The organism is Peribacillus phoenicis (assembly GCF_047238085.1).
In the GTDB taxonomy this organism is placed as follows: Bacteria; Bacillota; Bacilli; order Bacillales; family DSM-1321; genus Peribacillus.
Genome location: NZ_JBDFMF010000001.1, coordinates 1825563 through 1844764 on the forward strand (window position 1 = coordinate 1825563; position 19202 = coordinate 1844764).

18 protein-coding genes are annotated in these 19202 nt (G+C 39.0%); 14 read left to right on the forward strand and 4 right to left on the reverse strand.

The window, feature by feature from the left end; genetic code table 11:
* Positions 1 to 83: 83 nt before the first annotated feature.
* Entirely contained in the window at positions 84 to 368 is a 285-nt protein-coding gene (locus ABC374_RS08840) for a DUF3784 domain-containing protein (protein ID WP_413017099.1), read from the reverse strand.
* A gap of 315 nt (positions 369 to 683) precedes the next feature.
* Here ABC374_RS08840 and ABC374_RS08845 point away from each other — a divergent pair, with 315 nt between their 5' ends.
* Entirely contained in the window at positions 684 to 1835 is a 1152-nt protein-coding gene (locus tag ABC374_RS08845; RefSeq protein WP_413017101.1) for an FtsW/RodA/SpoVE family cell cycle protein, read from the forward strand.
* An 874-nt stretch (positions 1836 to 2709) separates the two neighbouring features.
* Positions 2710 to 3066, forward strand: coding sequence for a hypothetical protein (locus ABC374_RS08850; protein ID WP_413017103.1), 357 nt, complete (start codon positions 2710 to 2712; stop codon positions 3064 to 3066).
* 12 nt (positions 3067 to 3078) lie between these two features.
* On the opposite strand, the gene ABC374_RS08855 is transcribed toward ABC374_RS08850, so the two are convergent.
* Entirely contained in the window at positions 3079 to 3306 is a 228-nt protein-coding gene (locus tag ABC374_RS08855) for an aspartyl-phosphate phosphatase Spo0E family protein (protein ID WP_413017105.1), read from the reverse strand.
* Between the two features lie 768 nt (positions 3307 to 4074).
* Complete coding sequence (locus ABC374_RS08860; RefSeq protein ID WP_413017107.1) at positions 4075 to 4242, reverse strand: Spo0E family sporulation regulatory protein-aspartic acid phosphatase; 168 nt, start codon at positions 4240 to 4242, stop codon at positions 4075 to 4077.
* A 478-nt stretch (positions 4243 to 4720) separates the two neighbouring features.
* On the opposite strand from ABC374_RS08860, the gene ABC374_RS08865 reads away from it, so the two are divergent.
* The 12 genes from ABC374_RS08865 to ABC374_RS08920 all read left to right on the forward strand — a co-directional run bounded on the left by ABC374_RS08865 (position 4721) and on the right by ABC374_RS08920 (position 18504).
* Positions 4721 to 6463 (forward strand): alkaline phosphatase D family protein, encoded by a 1743-nt coding sequence (locus ABC374_RS08865; RefSeq protein WP_413017109.1) that lies wholly within the window; start codon positions 4721 to 4723, stop codon positions 6461 to 6463.
* Between the two features lie 70 nt (positions 6464 to 6533).
* Positions 6534 to 6746: a twin-arginine translocase TatA/TatE family subunit gene (locus tag ABC374_RS08870; protein WP_063233420.1), complete on the forward strand. Its 213-nt coding sequence runs from the start codon at positions 6534 to 6536 to the stop codon at positions 6744 to 6746.
* Between the two features lie 147 nt (positions 6747 to 6893).
* Entirely contained in the window at positions 6894 to 7595 is a 702-nt protein-coding gene (gene tatC / locus ABC374_RS08875) for a twin-arginine translocase subunit TatC (protein ID WP_402903739.1), read from the forward strand.
* 566 nt (positions 7596 to 8161) lie between these two features.
* The gene (locus ABC374_RS08880) at positions 8162 to 8794 is read left to right on the forward strand and encodes a YitT family protein (RefSeq protein WP_413017111.1); all 633 of its coding nucleotides are present in this window, start codon (positions 8162 to 8164) and stop codon (positions 8792 to 8794) included.
* Between the two features lie 371 nt (positions 8795 to 9165).
* A complete protein-coding gene (locus ABC374_RS08885; RefSeq protein ID WP_350302337.1) occupies positions 9166 to 10578 on the forward strand; it encodes an amino acid permease in 1413 nt (470 codons plus the stop codon).
* Between the two features lie 165 nt (positions 10579 to 10743).
* Positions 10744 to 11193, forward strand: a complete 450-nt coding sequence (locus ABC374_RS08890; RefSeq protein WP_413017113.1) for a hypothetical protein — start codon at positions 10744 to 10746, stop codon at positions 11191 to 11193.
* Between the two features lie 71 nt (positions 11194 to 11264).
* Positions 11265 to 12095, forward strand: a complete 831-nt coding sequence (gene phnX / locus ABC374_RS08895) for a phosphonoacetaldehyde hydrolase (protein ID WP_413017115.1) — start codon at positions 11265 to 11267, stop codon at positions 12093 to 12095.
* A gap of 173 nt (positions 12096 to 12268) precedes the next feature.
* Positions 12269 to 14032, forward strand: a complete 1764-nt coding sequence (gene xsc / locus ABC374_RS08900) for a sulfoacetaldehyde acetyltransferase (protein ID WP_413017117.1) — start codon at positions 12269 to 12271, stop codon at positions 14030 to 14032.
* Between the two features lie 149 nt (positions 14033 to 14181).
* A complete protein-coding gene (locus tag ABC374_RS08905) occupies positions 14182 to 15531 on the forward strand; it encodes an aminotransferase (protein ID WP_413020306.1) in 1350 nt (449 codons plus the stop codon).
* Between the two features lie 153 nt (positions 15532 to 15684).
* Complete coding sequence (locus ABC374_RS08910; RefSeq protein WP_413017119.1) at positions 15685 to 16419, forward strand: PIG-L family deacetylase; 735 nt, start codon at positions 15685 to 15687, stop codon at positions 16417 to 16419.
* An 82-nt stretch (positions 16420 to 16501) separates the two neighbouring features.
* Positions 16502 to 17530 carry a YeiH family protein gene (locus tag ABC374_RS08915; RefSeq protein WP_413020307.1) on the forward strand — a complete coding sequence of 343 codons (1029 nt, stop codon included), beginning with the start codon at positions 16502 to 16504 and terminating at the stop codon, positions 17528 to 17530.
* A gap of 266 nt (positions 17531 to 17796) precedes the next feature.
* A complete protein-coding gene (locus ABC374_RS08920) occupies positions 17797 to 18504 on the forward strand; it encodes a GntR family transcriptional regulator (protein WP_413017121.1) in 708 nt (235 codons plus the stop codon).
* 164 nt (positions 18505 to 18668) lie between these two features.
* Here the strand turns inward: ABC374_RS08920 and ABC374_RS08925 are convergent, their stop codons facing one another.
* Positions 18669 to 19193 carry a divergent PAP2 family protein gene (locus ABC374_RS08925; protein WP_350302849.1) on the reverse strand — a complete coding sequence of 175 codons (525 nt, stop codon included), beginning with the start codon at positions 19191 to 19193 and terminating at the stop codon, positions 18669 to 18671.
* Between the last annotated feature and the right edge of the window lie 9 nt (positions 19194 to 19202).

Here is a 19202-nt window from a genome sequence, read left to right on the forward strand (position 1 = left end):
GACATAAATTAAAGAATACCTTTATCAAAAGCTGCTTCCTTAGTTCCCAATACTTATCTTTGTTTAGGATTTTATTTCAGTTACTAATCCAGTAACCTTCTATTAATAAACACGTACACAATTGTTAAAAGTACTAATATGGCCAGTATAAGAATAGTGCCTTCATGAGGATAGTCGATCATGCTATTTATAACGATTAATAAGCCTACCGGAAGAAAAAAGCCACCGCCTGTCACCTTCCCCAATAATTTCTTATTGTTAATTTTCTTTTCATTAAATCCAGCTAACAACCACGTTTGTTTTTTGATTCCCACTAAAAAGGAAACCCATAACAGAGCTATACCGATAATCAATAAACCATAGTCCATTACAACAACTCCCAAAGTAAAATTTATTCTTTTTAATTTTATTACGATTGATAATTACAAAAGTTTCCTTTTGTTCAAAAAAAGAAACCTCCATCAGCACAATGTGATTTTGATAATGAGGTGGAAAAATTAGAAAAAAAATGAAATAAATGCACTGAAAAATGTTAACATTAGATTGTGGTTTGTTATGGATTGGAGGGGAAATAAAGGGAAGCGTACGTATACAAACCGTAACTGGAGTAAAAGATTGTAATGAAAAAGAAAAGTAGAATGATATGTTAGTAAAACAAAAAAATGAAAAGATTCGGTGATTTTGTGAATAAACGTAAAAGTCATTTTGATTCCAATTTAGCTATGTTAATCATCTTTCTGATGGTTTTCAGTAGCGTTAGTTTATACAGTGCTCAAAAATATGCACAGCTTAATATAGATTATTTTCAGCAGCAAATTGTCTGGTTCGTGATAAGTGGTGTTATTGTACTGGCCATTTTTTATTTTGATTTCGAGACGATCATGAAACTGACTCCCTATATTTATTCATTCGGCATTTTGCTGCTATTATTTGTATGGTTGGGTCCCGAGAGCATTGCCCCAGTCCGGAAGGGGGCAAAATCATGGATTGAAATTCCAGGATTAGGCTCCATACAACCATCCGAGTTCATGAAAATATTTTTAATCTTGATGTTGTCCTATATCCTGACTAAACACATTGACAAGTTTCCGGTAGGGGAGATAAAGGACGATTTTAAATTACTGTTTAAAATGGGAATGATAGCTGCTTTGCCAATTGGACTTACACTTCTGCAGAATGACTTTGGCACTTCCCTCGTGATGGCCGTCATCACTATGGGGATCATCCTCGTATCGGGAATCAATTGGAAAATGATTGCTTCTGTAGTTGCTTTAGTAGTCAGTATTGTATTTTCTTTGGTAGTCACTTATCTATATGATCCGGATTTATTATTGAACTTACTGGATGGATATCAATTGGATAGGATTAATTCCTGGCTGGATCCGTTTGGCCATGGCCAGGGAATCGGTTATCAATTGAAGCAATCCATATTAGCGATCGGTTCCGGTATGACAGAAGGAAAGGGCTTCAACCAAAGCAATGTATATATCCCTGAAGCACATACCGATTTTATATTTACGATAGTAGCTGAAGAATTCGGGTTTATAGGGGCAAGCTTGCTAATATCGCTTTATTTCTTTATCATTTATAAAATCGTTGCGACTGCACTGAGTTCTTCTTTTTTCGAATCCTTTATTTGTGTGGGTGTCATCTCATTCTTGACCTTTCACATATTTCAAAATATCGGAATGGTCATCGGACTGATTCCCATCACCGGAATTCCGCTGCCACTAATGAGTTATGGCGGAAGCTCGGTGATGGCAACGATGATGGGACTTGGTTTGGTTTTGAATGTTTCCTTGAAGAAAAAGGATTATATGTTTTCTGATGGGTGACAAAAGCATTTGGGGAAATTTCGTGAATTAATAGAAAGAATAGCATCAAGTGGAAGGTTAATAATTATGTGATTCTACGGGGGAAGAAATGTTAGCAATCAGATCAAGCTATGCTTGGTCTTTTTTTTATGAATGAAAGGCTTGAAGAAACGGGGGATATTGCTTTACACATATTATGATAGCGTTTATATGTAGGTCATTTAAAAATTAATAAATTAGCAGGCGGTTCAGAGTCCCTACAAAGGCTAGCGTCAAAAATGCGACTGATAAATAGGTATCGAAAATTTTAAAATTCATGGTTCTTCAAACCCGTAATTTATATATTTTTTGAAAAATATAAATTCAATATAGATATATTGTCTTATGAATGTTAAGGTTAAATAGTAAACAATACCCATTTTAGAAAACGCCGTATTTTAATTAGCTTATTAAATTGTATTATACTCTGATATTTTACTGTATCTGGAACTGTTTCGGCTTCACCTTCTACATAGATTCTTTACATAAACCTGCATGTTTCATAAGGGAATTACTTCTTTAAATGAGGGAACAAAGGTTAAAACTATAAAACTACCACCGTAAATGAAGCTAAAAATCTTATTTTCGCATATATTATGAAAAAGATTCCTAAAAAATTAACAGATAGCGTATTTGCAAATTGGCTTTTTGTAAAGTTAAACAGCTGGTCTAAAATTAGTCCAACTTATGTGGGTTCGTGGGTATCAAGTTCTTATAGCACTTCAGAAAAGAAAAGAAATTATCATGCGACAGTAGTTCATTATGGCAAAAGTAATTATACATCACCTAAATCAGTTCAATATTTCCAATGTAATTACTGGTTTGGTAAATAATAATCTAGGAAATGGGGAATTAGATGAAATTGAAAAGACTATTGAGAATAGGTATCTTTTTATTATTTTCGATTTTAATAATTTTCGATTATTTCCCTAATATCGTTTTCAATGCCATACCTAAGACGACACTGACAATTGGAATTATCTCATTAGCGCTTATCTATATTGTCATTAATCGAGGTAATGCAAAAGAAAGTGAAAATTCATTAATTTTAGAAGCAGTTTTTATTTTTTATACTTTAGTGCTACTAGTAGTATTAACATTAATGGGGGGGAAATCCAATGTAGGAATCTCCTTAAAAAATCCTATCTTATGGTTCGTTTTATTATTGACAATAGCTGATATGACATTAAGATATAGGAAATTTAATGCTTAGAAAACGCTAGACTTATGAAATTGGGGAATTTCCGGAAGAAAAAACAGCCACTTTCATTTCACTGGTTTCCAACAGTTTTTCTAGTTCCTGGTTTATACGTAAAGTTTTTGGTGAAGTGATCCAATGTTTCAATGCCGTATTTATTAATTCTTTCCTCATTGTCTCTATTTTTTTATGTAGCAGACCCATACTTTTCAATGAAAATCCCCTCAAAACCTTTCCTTTTTGTAGTATATCCATTTTTACATTAATTGGGATGTTTTTAAATGATTAAGTAAGTAGTCACTTATAAAAAAGCAAGATCGGGAGGGAGCATATTTAATGAAGTCTGTTTAACTAATATAACTGGATCAATACTTGGGCGTCCTATCTCTGAAAGAGAAATCAATGGTAGTATCCATTTTACGAACACAATGGTTCGCTGGCACCAGTGGGTCTAAAGTAATCATTTCCAGTTGATCTTGCTGAATAGAATCATGTTTCGAAAGCAACCTCATTATCTCAAGTTTTAATAGATCTATTTTAAACCAAAAAAGACTGTAGGCAAAAAGGGTTCTATCTAAATTTTTAAACATAGTTGATTGGAACGGAAGGTGCGAGACTCCTGCGGGAATAGCGAGTCCAAGGGAGACCCCACAGGCGCAAGTGCGCCGAGGAGGCTCCCGGACCGCCCGCGGAAAGCGAGTGCCTGAAGTGGAAATCAACGTCCAAATTTGTACAAGCAAAAAAAAACTGTGGACAAACTCGATTTTCATGGAGTTTGTCTACAGTCTGAGGCATCCATTCATTTTGGATGCTTTTTAATTAGGAAGAGTGATGATGTTAACAATTAACTAATGATTTAGCGGATATTACATAAAAATTAGTCACGAGTCCAAGAAAAGTATAAGAGGTAAGAGAAATATGCTGCAGAACTGCACAGTGACGATTAAAAATAATCCAAAATAATTCCGAGTGATAGTTCATGAAGTAGTAATGATCCCATTAAGTATTAGTTCATTCCTGTTTTTAAACATATTCTAAATCATTCGGTTCTTTTTGTGCCCCGAGTAAATTCAACAGTTTATCTAGTTCCTGGCTTTTATGTAATGTTTTTGGGGCGGTAAATCCATATATCAATCCAGTGGTTATTAGTTCTTTCCTCAATAATTCAATTTTTTCATATAATGCTTCCATACTCTCCAATCCAGAATCCCTCAAGTACTTTCATTTTTTGTTATGAAACTATTATTACATAAATTAGGATGTATTTAAACCAAAAGTGAGTATTTACTTATAAGATATTAACCAAGCATTCGAACAAGTTGGGAATTTTGAGTTCCCGGAGAATGTAACAGGAATCATAAATGATGATTGGATTTCCATAAGATTATTAAAAATTTTTTATTGTAAAAATAGCCCATGGAAGTTATTTGTAACGATTAAATAAATGATTCATTAAGAGAACTAGGCTGAAAGACTGTCGTTATATGTAAATGTTTGTAGGGCTATGTAAATGTATGAGTGAATCAAAACTTTTTTTGTATTCAATAGGTGCCATTAGTCATGCATAAAAATTCCTAATTGGAAATTTATTGATTTACACATCTTCATACACCTTTAAAAATGGCCTTCTATACTTGAACCAGATTCAAATAATAGGAGGGAAAGATCAATGAATAATGAAAGAGCAATGGATGATTTAATTAAGAATTGGAGCGAATTAGGTAAGAATATGGACCGCCGAAACTTTATCCAGGGAGCAAGTAAGCTTGCCGGACTTTCATTAGGTCTTGCCCTTGCCCAATCAATGGGCGGGATTGAAGTGAATGCTGCCCCGAAATTCAGTGATTATCCATTTACTCTCGGTGTAGCTTCAGGTGATCCGCTCTCAGACAGTGTAGTTTTATGGACAAGGTTGGCACCTGACCCGTTGAATGGCGGAGGAATGCCAAAAGAAGCCATTTCCGTTAAATGGGAAGTGGCAAAGGATGAGAATTTCCGAAAGATTGTCCAGCAAGGCAAGGAAATAGCCAGGCCGGAACTTGGCCACTCCGTTCATGTGGAAGTAAGCGGGTTAAAACCCGATAAGGTCTATTTTTACCGTTTTAAAAGCGGAGGGGAAGTAAGTCAGACTGGGAAAACGAAAACTCTTCCGCCAGTAGGTTCAAGTGTTTCGAGCTTGTCATTCGCGTTTGTTTCATGCCAGCAATTTGAGCATGGCTATTATACGGCCTATAAACATTTGGCAAAAGAAGATCTGGATATTGTCTTCCACCTTGGCGATTATATATATGAATATGGACCAAATGAATATGTTTCTTCGTCAGGTAATGTCCGTGTACATAGTGGTCCGGAGATCATCACGCTTGAGGATTATCGAAATAGATACGCACAATACCGCTCTGATACCCATTTAAAAGCGGCACATGCAGCTTTCCCATGGGTCGTGACTTGGGATGACCATGAAGTTGAAAACAATTATGCAAATGTCATCCCGGAAAAAGGACAGTCGGTAGAAGCATTCATCAAGAGAAGGGCCGCCGCCTATCAGGCTTATTATGAGCATATGCCCCTTCGTAAATCATCTTTGCCCAAGGGAGCGGATATGCGGTTATACCGAAATTTTACATATGGCGACCTGGCCTCTTTCTTTGTATTGGATTCCCGTCAATACCGGGATGATCAGGCAAACGGCGATGGAAGTTCACCGCAAACGCCTGAGTCACTTGATCCGAAACGGACATTGTTAGGTCCAGAGCAGGAACAGTGGCTAACTGACAATCTATCAAAATCAAAAACGAAATGGAACGTTCTGCCTCAGCAGATTTTCTTTTCACAACGGAATTATGGAACACCAACCGCTCCCAAATTCAGCATGGATTCCTGGGATGGTTACCCGGCTGCACGCGATCGTTTAATTGATGTAATCAAAAGAAACAACCTGGAAAATCTGGTCGTGTTGACTGGTGATGTACATGCAAGCTGGGCAGCCAATTTAAAGGCGGATTTCGATGATCCAAATTCAAAGATTTTCGGTGTGGAGTTTGTCGGCACTTCCATCACATCTGGTGGAAATGGAGCGGATAAGCGTGCGGATACGGATAAAATACTAAGTCAGAATCCACATATAAAGTTCTTTAATGATTACCGGGGATATGTCCGATGCAAAGTAACACCAGAACAATGGAAGGCTGACTATCGTGTAGTCCCATTCGTGACAGAACCAGGTGCGGATATATCGACAAGAGCATCCTTTGTTTTTGATAAGGATCAAACAGGGCTGCGAAAGGTTGCATCAGCAGCGGTTATGGAAGGTGTGCAAAAAACGAACCAAGTCGAGGAAGATCGGACACGTGCCCATAATCGCGCACATGAAAAACAAAGAATGAAAAGTCAGGGGAAAGTGACTAATTGATAGGGTACCATTATGATGCTTGACAAGGATATAGCGAAAAAAAATGAGAAGATCAGAGGAGTGAATAAGAATGCTTTCAAATATAGGAATACCCGGTTTGGTGATCGTACTCGTGATTGCACTGATTATTTTTGGACCGTCCAAACTGCCGGAAATAGGCCGTGCATTTGGCCGGACATTGTCCGAATTCAAAAGTGCAACCAAAGGATTGGTGAATGATTCAGAAAAAGAGGATGAGAACGAGAATAAAGCTGCGTTAAGAGCTGTTAAAAAAGAGGGATGAAGTAAATGAGATATAGCGGGCGGAAAGACTCGCCTGCTTCTTTTCATGAGAAGAGTTCGAGGGAAAGTGCCATTAGCAATAGTGCTAGAAAATGTCTAAAAAGGAGGAGTGAAAGTGGAGAGTAAGGATTTACACGTTATTGAGCATATGGAGGAACTCCGAAGCAGAATCATTAAAACACTGATAGGTTTTGTGGCTTTTTTCATAGTGAGTTTCATATTCGTACAGGATATTTATGAATTGCTCATTAAGGATTTGGAAGGAAAGCTCGCCGTGCTCGGTCCGAGTGAGATCCTGTGGGTATATATGATAATCGCTGGGGTTTGCGCAATAGCTGCAACGATTCCGCTAGCAGCCTATCAGTTATGGCGCTTTGTGGCTCCAGCTTTGAAACCGGAAGAGAGAAGAGTTACATTTCGGTTCATACCTGGGCTGTTCATTTTATTCATCACAGGTATCTCATTTGGATATTTTGTGTTGTTTCCAATAGTGCTGGGTTTCCTCACTTCCCTATCGGCCGGGCAGTTCGAGATGATGTTCACTGCGGAAAAGTATTTTCGGTTCATGATTAATTTGATCTTACCTTTCGGGATTTTATTCGAGATGCCGCTTGTGGTCATGTTCCTGACCAGATTAGGCATCATCAATCCAGCAGTGTTGAAAAAGTCTCGTAAGATTTCTTATTTCGTCCTGGTCATAATCTCGATCCTGATTACGCCTCCAGATATAATTTCGGACATTTTGGTTATTGTCCCTTTGCTTGTGCTTTATGAAGTGAGCGTACAGCTGTCCAATATGGTTTATCGAAAAAGGCTTATGAAAGATGAGTCAGCATTACCTGTAACATGAAAATGATAATCACAACCTATTGAATGAAACATTTCTTAGGAAATAGTTAATGGAACACTTAAAAGTTGAGGGGCATATCCCTCAACTTTTTTATTGCGGAAAAATATTTGATAGAAATAATCGGGAAATTTTCTTTTGCATTTGCCTCCTTACATTAATGCTTTTCTTATCTATTTTGTCATGTTTTTGGGGTGTCATTTCGAAATGTGTCCATTGAAGCTAGTATTATAAGATGCCTTCTCGATGTACTAATTTAGTTCATTCAGAAAAAAATTTGTACAGAAAATCTGCAATGTCTAAATGATTTTGTGGTAAACAAGAAAATCTTCAACTTTTAAGGGGGAGGTTTTATTTTATTAGAAGGAGAGAGGATTCTGGTTAGCGAATTATTCTAATCACTTGAACAAAAATATGCATCCTTCGTAAAATAATTCAAAAATATCGAAAGGGAAAAGGGTCGAATAAATTCGGTGTAAGAGGTGAATGTGTATCATATGGTTCAAATGTAAATATATATTTAGGGGGGAAAGCATTATCAAAAAATCATTAGGGATGGTGAGAAGTTTATGAAGGATTTGATGAAAATTATTGCAGGAAACATTTCCATGACCTTTGCCTATGCTTATTTAATCGTTCCCAATGAAATTATCAATGGCGGGGTAACTAGCTCGGCATTATTATTGAATGCATTATCAGGATATAACATTGCCATGCTAGCCAATTTCGTTACAGGATTACTGTTAATCATTTGTTTAGTTTTTCTAGGGAAAGAGTACTTTTTTAAGTCGATCGTAAGTTCCCTTAGCTATATGTTGTTTTTCAATTTTTTCTATTCATTGAACATTGATATTGATGTAAATATCGTTTTAGTGATTATCATTTCGTCGATTTTGATAGCGATAGGATATTATTTATGTATAACAGCAAATGCTTCTACAGTTGGCTTTGACGTGATTGCCTTAATTTTGCATCATAAAAATGAAAAAATTGGTATTGCAGCGACAATCAGGATTATTAATCTTATAGTACTCATATTGGGCCTTCTTGTTTACGGATTTACTTCGATTGTTAAGGGAATAGCGTTTACATTGTTTTTTTCATATCTTCTAAAGAAAATGCTGGATAGAAAGCAGAAGGCCGTAAAGTCAGCAGTGGAAAGTGTGTTGGATGAAACCACCAAGGTTAAAGAAGTAAAATGAAAAAATTGCCGACTAACTGGAGACAGTTTGTTGTATTTAAAAATTTTCATTTTGTTATCTAAATATTCTGATTTTTAAATTGACTTTAAAAAAATCAGAGTGTATTATACACATAGAAAGTGGTACTAACATCATGACGTAGTGATGTTATATCCGCTTCGAATTTCAAAATAGTCTTAAGGAAGGAGGAATAGTGATATAGAATCTTAATTTCATAGTCATCTCCTGTGTTGTTTTTAAAATGCCATGTTTCCAAGTTCCCACTATCTTTGTGAAAGTGTAAAGGACAGGCAGCTGAAAAGCCTTGTTTTTACATTCAAGTAGCGATTATGTTAGTTGATTCCCCAAAATATTGAAAGTTGGTGGAGGGTATGAAACATCAACAGGAAGAACTGAAACCAGGTCTGAAACAAAGACATTTAACGATGATATCTTTGAGTGGTGTCATAGGCGCTGGTTTATTTGTAGGAAGCGGTATCATAATTGGTCAAACGGGCCCCGGAGCGATATTATCATATGTTTTGGCAGGCTTGATCGTTGTTTTAGTCATGAGGATGCTTGGGGAAATGGCCACAGTTAATCCCAATACTGGATCTTTTGCCGTTTATGCGAGAGAGGGGATAGGTGAATGGGCCGGTTTTACAACAGGTTGGTTATATTGGTTCTTTTGGGTTATCGTAATTGCTTTGGAAGCAACAGCCGGTGCAGCAATCATACACAGCTGGCTTCCTTCCGTTCCCGTCTGGGTCATAAGTCTATCATTGATCATCCTATTGAAAATGACGAATATTTTTTCCGTAAAATCGTTTGGTGAGTTCGAATACTGGTTTTCAATCATTAAAATAATCAGTATCATACTATTTTTGTGCCTGGGTGTGGCAGTGATATTAGGGTTTATTCCAACGATAAAACCACCCGGCGCTTCCAATCTTTTGAATTTTGGCGGTTTTATTCCGAATGGGCTAAGTTCTGTGCTCGTTGGCGTCGCCATTGTTTTTCATGCATTTGTTGGAGTGGAGATTCCAGCGATTGCCGCGGGTGAGACCAGTGATCCGGTAAAATCAGTTAGAAGTGCATTGAATAGTGTCGTTTGGCGAATCCTGATTTTCTATATTGGGTCCATTGCCATACTAGTGACGCTATTACCCTGGAATTCGGCTTCTTTGCTGAAAAGTCCATTTGTTGCCGTCCTTGAATTGCTGGGGATCCCTTCTGCTGCCCTGATCATGAATATAGTGATTCTCATTGCATTGCTATCCTGTTTGAATTCGGGATTATATACGAGTTCACGCATGTTATTTTCACTTGCACAAAAGGGCGACGCTCCAAAGGTATTTTCAAAAGTGAGCAAGAACGGCGTTCCTATATTTGCTGTATTCGGCTCTACTATATTTGCCTTTATCAGCACCATTTTCAGTTATGTTTCACCTGATAAAATCTTTTTCTTTTTAGTGAATTCCTCAGGTGGGGTCGGAATTCTTGTTTATCTGGCCATTGCGGTTTCCCATCTCCGATTAAGGAAGAGAATGGAGAAAGAAAATCCTGGAATTTTCAAGATCAAGATGTGGCTATTCCCGTATTTGACTTATGCAACCATAATTTCCATGATTTCCGTGTTAATATTAATGGCCTTTATCGATTCGCAGCGTCCACAGTTTATCTTTACCATGCTATTTAGCTTGATCGTTATCTGTTCATTCTTTTTCATTCGAAGAAAAAAAGCGAAGTATATGGAGAATGAATTAAATATTGTTTCTGGTTCCCCTAATTCTGAAAAGTTATAGCTTTGGCTCTATACATTTTAAGGCAATTCTTCTTTTGCTTCTAAGGAACTCCTCAGACAGAATTCATCAATCACTAATCACCTATAATATGATTCCCATAGAAAAAGAAAGTTGTGCCATTAAGTGCTTGGTGCCATCTGTCTTTTAAATCATGAAGGAGGAATTATGTTGAATGGTTTCCGTGTAATAACTTATGGGGCTGTCCTTGGAGCCATATTGCTGTCAGGCTGCAACAATTCAGCTGAACCGGACGTGGCTCAACAAGAAAATAGTCCAGTCATGAATGAAAATCCGGATTCAAATACGGGTGAAACCCAGGTTATTAAAAAAGGTGTCGGCGATGTGATACGATCCATAAAAGGGTTGGATTCAGAAATAAGTATGGATGCGAATTCAGGGAAAATTCAAGAATTGGGAAAAGAGATCAGTTCTACTTGGGATTCGATAGAAAAGCAAGTGGAAGATGAATACCCAAATTGGTATGAACGGATTGAGAAAAACCTTTACCCATTAATTGGAGAGTCAGGGAATCCGGATAAGGACCTTGAAAAGATTAAACGACTCTCAGAAGCTACTAAAAAAGATCTTCAGTTATTTTTGGAAGAAGTTAATTGAATTCTCTCTATACCCGGGTTTATCATGTTTGGTGATTTTTGAGGAGGTAAGGATAAGGAGGGGAGCATAGGTTGGAAAATGCAAAAGAATGCAAAGAGGTTCAGGCAGTCATATTCGATTGGGCAGGAACGACGGTGGATTATGGTTGTTTTGCGCCGGTCCAAGCATTTGTCGAGATATTCAGGATAAGGGGGATAGATATTACCATTAGGGAAGCAAGGGGACCTATGGGTATATTGAAAATGGATCATATAATGGAACTCCTGAAAATGAAACGAATCTCCAATTTATGGATTGCTAAATTCGGGAAAGAACCGGACAAAAGAGATCTAAAATCATTATATAAGGACTTTGAGGCTTTGCTTTTTAAGGTTCTCAAGGAGAACGCCAAGCCAATACCAGGCGTAATTGACTTAGTCAGCCGATTAAGGGAGCAAGGAATAAAAATCGGATCGACAACAGGGTATACACGTGAAATGATTGATGTTGTTAAAGAAGAGGCGGAAAAATGGGGCTATCAACCAGATACCATCGTTGCGTCTACCGAAGTGCCGACAGGAAGGCCTGCCCCTTGGATGTGCTTTAAGACGGCGATGAATCTCCAAGTGTATCCACTAAGCAAAATCGTTAAAGTCGGCGATACGATCAATGACATCAAAGAAGGCATTTCTGCGGGAATGTGGACTGTTGCCGTATTGAAGGGCGGCAGTGAAATCGGCCTTTCAGAAGCAGAAATCAACGAAATGGACCCATATGATCTGCAAAAACGGATGAAGCATGCAGAAAATCGGTTTTGGAATGCAGGTGCCGATTTCGTAATTGATGAAATAGGTGATTTATTGGAGATCATCGATAGGATCAACTACAGATTGACAGAAAAAAAGGATATATTTATTGGTTAAATAAGATTCAAATATAGTAGTTAGTGACTATGATGGTCAGATACTTTAAATAAAATCAAAATATTCAATTTATTTATTGACTGTCACACACAATGGTAGTATTATACATCTTATAACTGGTACGGACGTCGCAACGTCATTATCAGAAATAATATAATTAAGGAGAATGTGCTATGGTCGAAACAAAAATGTTAAGAGGTACGAAAGTTAAAATGACACCAAGTGAAGCCATCGTTGAGACATTAGTGGCCGAGGGAGTTAAACATATCTCGGGAATTCTGGGATCTGCTTTCATGGATATGCTTGATTTATTGCCAACTGCAGGCATTCGTTTCATTGGTGTCCGCCATGAACAAAGTGCAGCACATATGGAAGATGCCTATTGTCGTGTCTCCGGGGTTGCAGGAGTTGTCATCGGGCAAAACGGGCCTGGAATGACGAATATGGTCACCTCTGTTGCAGCGGCCAATCAAGCTCATACTCCTATGGTGGTCATATCACCTTCAGCTGGTACACCAACGGTTGGATGGGATGGTTTTCAGGAATGTGATCAGGTTTCCATCTTCAAGGCAATCACGAAAGAAACGGTTAGAGTGACACACCCTGGCCGGGTCGCTGATTGCCTCAGGACAGCATTTCGGATTGCCTATGCCGAGAGGGGGCCGGTTTTATTCGATATCCCGCGTGATTACTTCTATGGTGAAGTGGAAGATCAAATACTTCAACCACATCAATATCGCGTAGATGAACGGGGCTGCGGATCATCTGCATCATTGGATAGAGCAGCTGAAATTTTAGCTGAAGCTGAGTATCCTGTCATCATTTCCGGCAGGGGAACGGTTGATTCGGATGGCATTGAGGAAATTAAGAATATTGCAGAATATTTAACAGCTCCGGTAGCTGTCTCCTATATGCATAATGATGCCTTTCCTGCTGATCATCCACTATCAGTCGGCCCAATCGGTTACATGGGTTCAAAGGCTGCCATGAATACACTTAAGAAAGCGGACGTCATATTGGCGGTCGGTACTAGATTATCGGTATTTGGAACGCTACCATGCTATGACATTGATTATTTCCCTAAAGATGCGCAAATCATCCAAATAGATATTAACCCGAGGCAAATAGCGAGGACGCACCCTGTGGAAGTTGGGATCATCGGAGATGCCCGTGAAGCTAGCCATGAAATCTTGAAACGGTTGAAGGCTAGTAAACCTAACCTGAAACAAGAAAAAAAGCGGATGGTCGAAGTAACGAATGAAAAACAAAAATGGGAAGAAGAATTGGTGAGACTTGCGATGATCGACGGAACGCCAATCAATCCGCGTCGGGCCCTTTTGGAATTGACTAAAGTGTTGCCTGAAAATGCCATCGTTACTACAGATATCGGTAATGTATCGTCAACTGCAAACGCTTACTTGAAGTTCAACCAGAGCCGCAGGCATATCGCTGCGCTTACATTCGGGAACACGGGATTTGCTTACCCATCCGCACTTGGTGCCAAGTTAGCTGAGCCGAATACGCCTGTTTTAGCCATTGTTGGAGATGGCGCGTGGGGCATGAGCTTACATGAAGTGAGTACGGCCGTTGAAGAAAATATACCGGTCATAGCATGTGTCTTCAATAATAATGCATGGTGTGCAGAGAAAAAGAATCAGGTCGATTTTTATAATAACCGTTTTGTAGGGGCAGATATCCAAAATCCTGATTTCGCAGAAGTTGCCCGATCAATGGGTGCTGTTGGTATTAGAGTCGAAAAAGCTGACGAGTTAGGGGCTGCCATTGAAGAAGCAATAAAATTAAATAAACCGACTGTCATTGATATACAAGTCGATGGAACACAATTGGCTCCGCCATTCAGAAAAGATGCATTAAAAATGCCTACTAGATTATTAGAAAAATATTCTCATTTAGATCATAAGAACTGGGATAAATAATGGTCAGAAAATAGAGTGATATGACAGGTGCGATGACTTGAATTTTGGGTCATTGCACCATCACCCATTCGCTCTATAAAGGTCTGTAACAACATGGGAACTTAACTTAATTGCATTCGATGAATAATAAGGGGGTTTCAAAAGTGAAGATGGAAACTGAAACGAAAGACCTTGTTCAAATGGATAAAGACCATTTATGGCATGCGATGCATCGCTATAATGAAAAGGATGCTCCCATGATGGCTACAGAAGGATCCGGCTCATGGTTCACAGATGCTAAAGGGGATAAATATTTAGATGGGGTTTCCGGTTTATGGTGCTTGAACCTAGGTCACGGAAGAAAAGAGATTGCCCAGGCAGCCTATGAACAAATGGTTAATTTATCTTACTTCCCTTTAACGTTAAGCCATAAGCCGGCAATCGAATTATCTGCAAAAATAAGTGAGCATTTAAAGAGCTCCTATACAACGTTTTTTACGAACAGCGGCTCTGAGGCGAATGAGACAGCTTTTAAAATAGCCAGGCAATATCATTCCCAAAATGGCAATCCGGGTAAATACAAATTCATATCTAGGTACAGAGCTTATCATGGCAATACTTTTGGCGCGCTAAGTGCGACCGCACAGGCAAACCGGCGAGTGAAATATGATCCGGCGGTTCCAGGTTTCCTGCATGTGCCGCCGCCGTACAGTTATCGAAGCCCGTTTGGGGAAAACGTTGAAAACTCCGATTTGCTTGCAGCTGAATATATCGATCAGGTCATTAACTTTGAAGGAGCTGAAACGGTAGCTGGTGTTATTCTTGAACCATTCATCTCTGGTGGCGGGGTCCTAATTCCTTCAAAAGAATACTTAACGAGGGTTTCGGAAATCTGTAAGAAGCATGATGTTCTTTTAATTGTGGATGAAGTGGTTTCAGGTTTTGGAAGAACCGGTAAAATGTTTGGATTCATGCACTCGGATGGAGTTCAACCGGATATTGTAACAATGGCAAAGGGTTTGACCAGCGGTTATCTTCCACTTGGAGCAACGGCAGTGAATTCGAGGATTTATGAGAAATTCAAAGAGAACGGAAATTTAAATCAATTCAGGCATGTGTCAACATATGGAGGCCACCCTGCATCTTGCGCAGTTGCCCTAAAGAACATTGAAATCTTGGAAAATGAAAAAATCGTTCAGCGAGTATCTGAACTTAGTGAGTCGACACTAAGTGAGCTATTTGAATTGACAGCTCTTGATAAAGTAGGGGAAGTTCGGGGAGTAGGGTTTTTATACGGCATTGAATTAGTGGAAGATAAAAAGGCAAAAACACCAGTTTCCGATGAGTTCATGGGGAAAATAATCGGGGCTTGCAAGGAAAAGGGTCTTATCATCGGCCGTAATGGTGATACAGTTCCTGGATATGGTAATGTACTGATCATTGCGCCGCCTTTATCTTCGACCGTTGAAGATTTACGCTTTGTCATAGAAACCGTTAAATCCGTTTTATATGAATTATGATAACCAAAAAGATGATTAGCTTTAGGGTGCTATATTTATAGACGAAAAATGAAGATGGGCATGATATGTCTAGCCGCTTTGACATCCATGTCCATTTTTTCATATTGGGTCTAACAGTGTGGGAAAACTGGAAAATCCGGAGTAGGAGGAAATATGCAATCACAACAAAGATTATTGGTGGTTCTGGCACATCCCGATGATGAGTCATTCCTGTGTGGCGGAACCATTGCTAAAATGTCTGAGCAAGGTGTTCATATAACCTTACTATGCGCGACAAAAGGCGAAATGGGCAGGCGCATGGGAAATCCCATTCTTACAACAAGGGAGGCATTGCCTGGACTAAGGGTAAAGGAGTTAAAAAACGCTTGTGAAGAATTGGGGATCAGCGACCTGCGATTTTTAAACGTAAGGGATAAAACGATAGAATTTGAGAGCTTCGATTTATTGGCGGAGAGAATCGTAAAGGTGATTCGTGAAGTTCAGCCGGAGGCCCTAATAACATTCCATGAGAAATATGGGGGGCATCCAGACCATTGTGCGATTGGCCGAGCTGCCGAATTTGCTTTTCTAAAATCCGGTGATCCCGATTTTTATCCAGATCCAGTATTTCCAGCTTTTAAGGTTCATAATCTGTACTTTGTCCTTTGGCATGCTTTTTATGATGCATGGTTAAAGGAAAACGGGCAGAGCAGTATCACGGAAGTGGATATAGCAGGAACTTTACAGAAAAAGATCCGTGCCTTAAGGTCCCATCGCTCCCAGACACTAGCAGTTCCTGAATTGTGGGGGAATCAAAATCCAAGCTTGCCTTTTTTAAAGGAATCCGAGTATTTTATCAAAGGGAATTCACCTACTAATATAGAAGAAACTGTTTTTTTTAACGATTGAAAGGATGGGATGATACGTAATTTGGGCGTTAGATTATCTGGAAAGGGGGAAGGAATGTATGGAATTAGAAAAATATGAGCCAATGGAAGAAACACCTCTGGCGCAGCAAAAACCGCTTCAAAATAAGGTGATTTTGTGGCTGAGCGGTATCGCTTTCACCTTTTTTATTGCCCTCTTAGGCTTGGGGCTGTCCAAGATTTCAGGATTCAATCGAATCGGACCTCTTGCATGCTCGATCATCATTGCCGTGATTTATCGTCAAATTGCGGGATATCCAGAAAAGTTCCGGATGGGAATTGAATTTTCCGCAAAAAAACTTTTGCGTTTTGCCATTATTTTATACGGGTTGAAATTAAATATTGATGTGATTTTCAATCAAGGACTGCCATTGTTGGTACGTGACATAGGGACAGTAACATTTGCCATAGTCGTGATGGTCCTGATTGCTAAGTGGTTTAAGGCAGATGCTTCCATTTCACTTCTTCTTGCTGTAGGAACCGGGATATGCGGAGCGGCAGCCATTGCGGCCATATCTCCAATCGTGAAAGCGAGGGAAGAGGATACAGCCATAGGCGTTGGGATAATCGCTTTAATGGGAACACTTTTCTCGATTATATATACACTTTTACGTCCGATCCTTCCGCTGTCTGCTTTGGATTATGGAATCTGGTCTGGGATCAGCCTTCATGAAATCGCCCATGTTGCATTGGCAGGAGCACCGGCTGGTGAAGATGCGCTAGCGATTGCACTTCTCGCAAAATTAGGCCGTGTCTTTTTACTTATCCCATTATGTTTCATTTTTATGTATTGGATGAAAAAACGCACATCCGGGAAAATGGGCCATGATGCCAAAATCGATTTTCCATGGTTCCTCGTTGGTTTTATAATCATGAGTCTAATAGGAAGTTATGTGTTTGGAACTTATATTACGGTGTCACCCCTTGTAATGGATGGCATTTCGAAAACGACTACATTTATATTGACAATGGCCATGATCGGTCTTGGACTTAATGTAAGCCTGCAGGCACTGCGGACAAAAGCCATGCGTCCTCTTTTAGCCATGACCATTACCTCTTTGCTGCTTTCCATCATCTCGTACTTTATCGTTTAATATAAAAGCTTCCATTGTTTTCCCTGTTAGATAGGCCTGAAAATGTGATGAATAATGCATATGGATAAGCCCTGAATATATTAATCCATTCAGGTTTTTTTTTATCCGAAGAAAACGTTTTTGGAAATGAAGGGTCGAAATTTGATAAAATCCTAATTTAAGGAAAAAAATAAGTGTTGACATGTTTGAATATTATAACTATTTGGTTTACAATATAAGAACTGATACGAACATTACGATGTCTTTTTCTGTTTGGAGGAAATTTTATGGAGTTAGACTTTAAAAATCCAATCCCTTTACATGCTCAATTGAAAAGCATATTGGAAAATCAGATTTTGGAAGGTTATTATAAAGACAAAATCCCTAGTGAAAGGGAACTCATGGATATGTATTCTGTCAGCAGGAGTACTGTACGGGAAGCCGTATCCATCCTGGTTCGTGAGGGAATATTGGAAAAGAGGCATGGAAAGGGAACGTTCGTTTCCCTTAAACCTGTACAAGAATGGCTAAAGATGATAAGTTTCACTGAAACCACTAAAAGCATGGGAATTAAATTACTAGATCATGGCCGAGTAATGACACCTGAAAATATTGCTGATGCAAATGGGTTCGAAGATGAATCTTACCATATTAAAAGGCTGCGGTTACAGGGAGATGTCCCCATAGCCATTGAATTGCATTATTATTCTTTGGACCTAGGAAAAAAATTGACGAAATTCGATTTAAGTACAACCGTATTGTATGATGCACTCGAAGGTGATCTAAACATTAACTTTTGTGAGGCGGAACAAATCATAACCTGCGGCTTTCCAACAAAAGAAGATGCAGAACATTTAGGTATAGACGAAACGATGTGCTTGCTGATTACAGAACGAATGATTTTTGATTCTGATGGTAATTTAGTAGAGTATTACAAAGGATTATTCCGATCTGATATGTACTCATTCGCAATGAAAATGTCCCGGAAGAATTGATTTTGCACATAAAAATGACCTATGCCTTTCTAAGAGAGTTGAGAGGCCTAGGTCATTTTTTTCAATCCTACCAGTATATACAATGATACGACTTTTAATGGAGAGTTTGTCTATATTTATAACATAGACATGTTTTAATATAATCTATTGTTATATACGTCACTTCAAGATCTGGAATATTCAGGCTTGTTCAACGTTTTCAGCCGTTTGGTTTTGGAAGGCTTGCCATCCTCCAATTTAGCCGAGATAAGCCCAAGTACCACTCCAAGCAACGCACCTGCCCCCACTTCCACAGGCTGATGTCCGAGCAGTTCATTCAGTTCCTTCTCACGCTCCACAAACTCAAAGCTCGGAAACTCTCCCGAAAATTTCGCCATATTATCTTCAAGGTCATTCACAAGCTTAGCGATTTCGCCTGTATGGCGCCGAATCCCCTGAGCATCATACATCACAATCACGCCAAACACTGTCGCAAGCGCTGTTTCAGTATGCATCCAGCCTTTATTCGCTGCCACATAGGATGCCAGTGCGGCCACCCCCGCAGAGTGCGAACTAGGCATGCCACCCGTTGTGAAAGCCTGCTTCAAGTCCCACTTTCCCGTCAGCTTATAATGCGTTAAAATTTTCAGCCCTTGCGCAATGCCGATTCCCGACAGCGCCGTTAAAATTCCCCGATTCATCTTTTCCATGAGCAACTC

Bases quoted from the DNA above. Each gene is read 5' to 3' on its own strand.
- ABC374_RS08905 (WP_413020306.1), top strand. From the start codon at position 14,182: ATGGAAACTGAAACGAAAGACCTTGTTCAAATGGATAAAGACCATTTA.
- tatC (WP_402903739.1), top strand. From the start codon at position 6,894: ATGGAGGAACTCCGAAGCAGAATCATTAAAACACTGATAGGTTTTGTG.
- ABC374_RS08885 (WP_350302337.1), top strand. From the start codon at position 9,166: ATGAAACATCAACAGGAAGAACTGAAACCAGGTCTGAAACAAAGACAT.
- ABC374_RS08855 (WP_413017105.1), bottom strand. From the start codon at position 3,306: ATGGATATACTACAAAAAGGAAAGGTTTTGAGGGGATTTTCATTGAAA.
- ABC374_RS08925 (WP_350302849.1), bottom strand. From the start codon at position 19,193: ATGGAAAAGATGAATCGGGGAATTTTAACGGCGCTGTCGGGAATCGGC.
- ABC374_RS08840 (WP_413017099.1), bottom strand. From the start codon at position 368: ATGGACTATGGTTTATTGATTATCGGTATAGCTCTGTTATGGGTTTCC.
- ABC374_RS08880 (WP_413017111.1), top strand. From the start codon at position 8,162: ATGAAGGATTTGATGAAAATTATTGCAGGAAACATTTCCATGACCTTT.
- ABC374_RS08910 (WP_413017119.1), top strand. From the start codon at position 15,685: ATGCAATCACAACAAAGATTATTGGTGGTTCTGGCACATCCCGATGAT.
- ABC374_RS08920 (WP_413017121.1), top strand. From the start codon at position 17,797: ATGGAGTTAGACTTTAAAAATCCAATCCCTTTACATGCTCAATTGAAA.
- ABC374_RS08860 (WP_413017107.1), bottom strand. From the start codon at position 4,242: ATGGAAGCATTATATGAAAAAATTGAATTATTGAGGAAAGAACTAATA.
- ABC374_RS08850 (WP_413017103.1), top strand. From the start codon at position 2,710: ATGAAATTGAAAAGACTATTGAGAATAGGTATCTTTTTATTATTTTCG.
- ABC374_RS08870 (WP_063233420.1), top strand. From the start codon at position 6,534: ATGCTTTCAAATATAGGAATACCCGGTTTGGTGATCGTACTCGTGATT.
- ABC374_RS08865 (WP_413017109.1), top strand. From the start codon at position 4,721: ATGAATAATGAAAGAGCAATGGATGATTTAATTAAGAATTGGAGCGAA.
- ABC374_RS08915 (WP_413020307.1), top strand. From the start codon at position 16,502: ATGGAAGAAACACCTCTGGCGCAGCAAAAACCGCTTCAAAATAAGGTG.
- xsc (WP_413017117.1), top strand. From the start codon at position 12,269: ATGGTCGAAACAAAAATGTTAAGAGGTACGAAAGTTAAAATGACACCA.
- ABC374_RS08890 (WP_413017113.1), top strand. From the start codon at position 10,744: ATGTTGAATGGTTTCCGTGTAATAACTTATGGGGCTGTCCTTGGAGCC.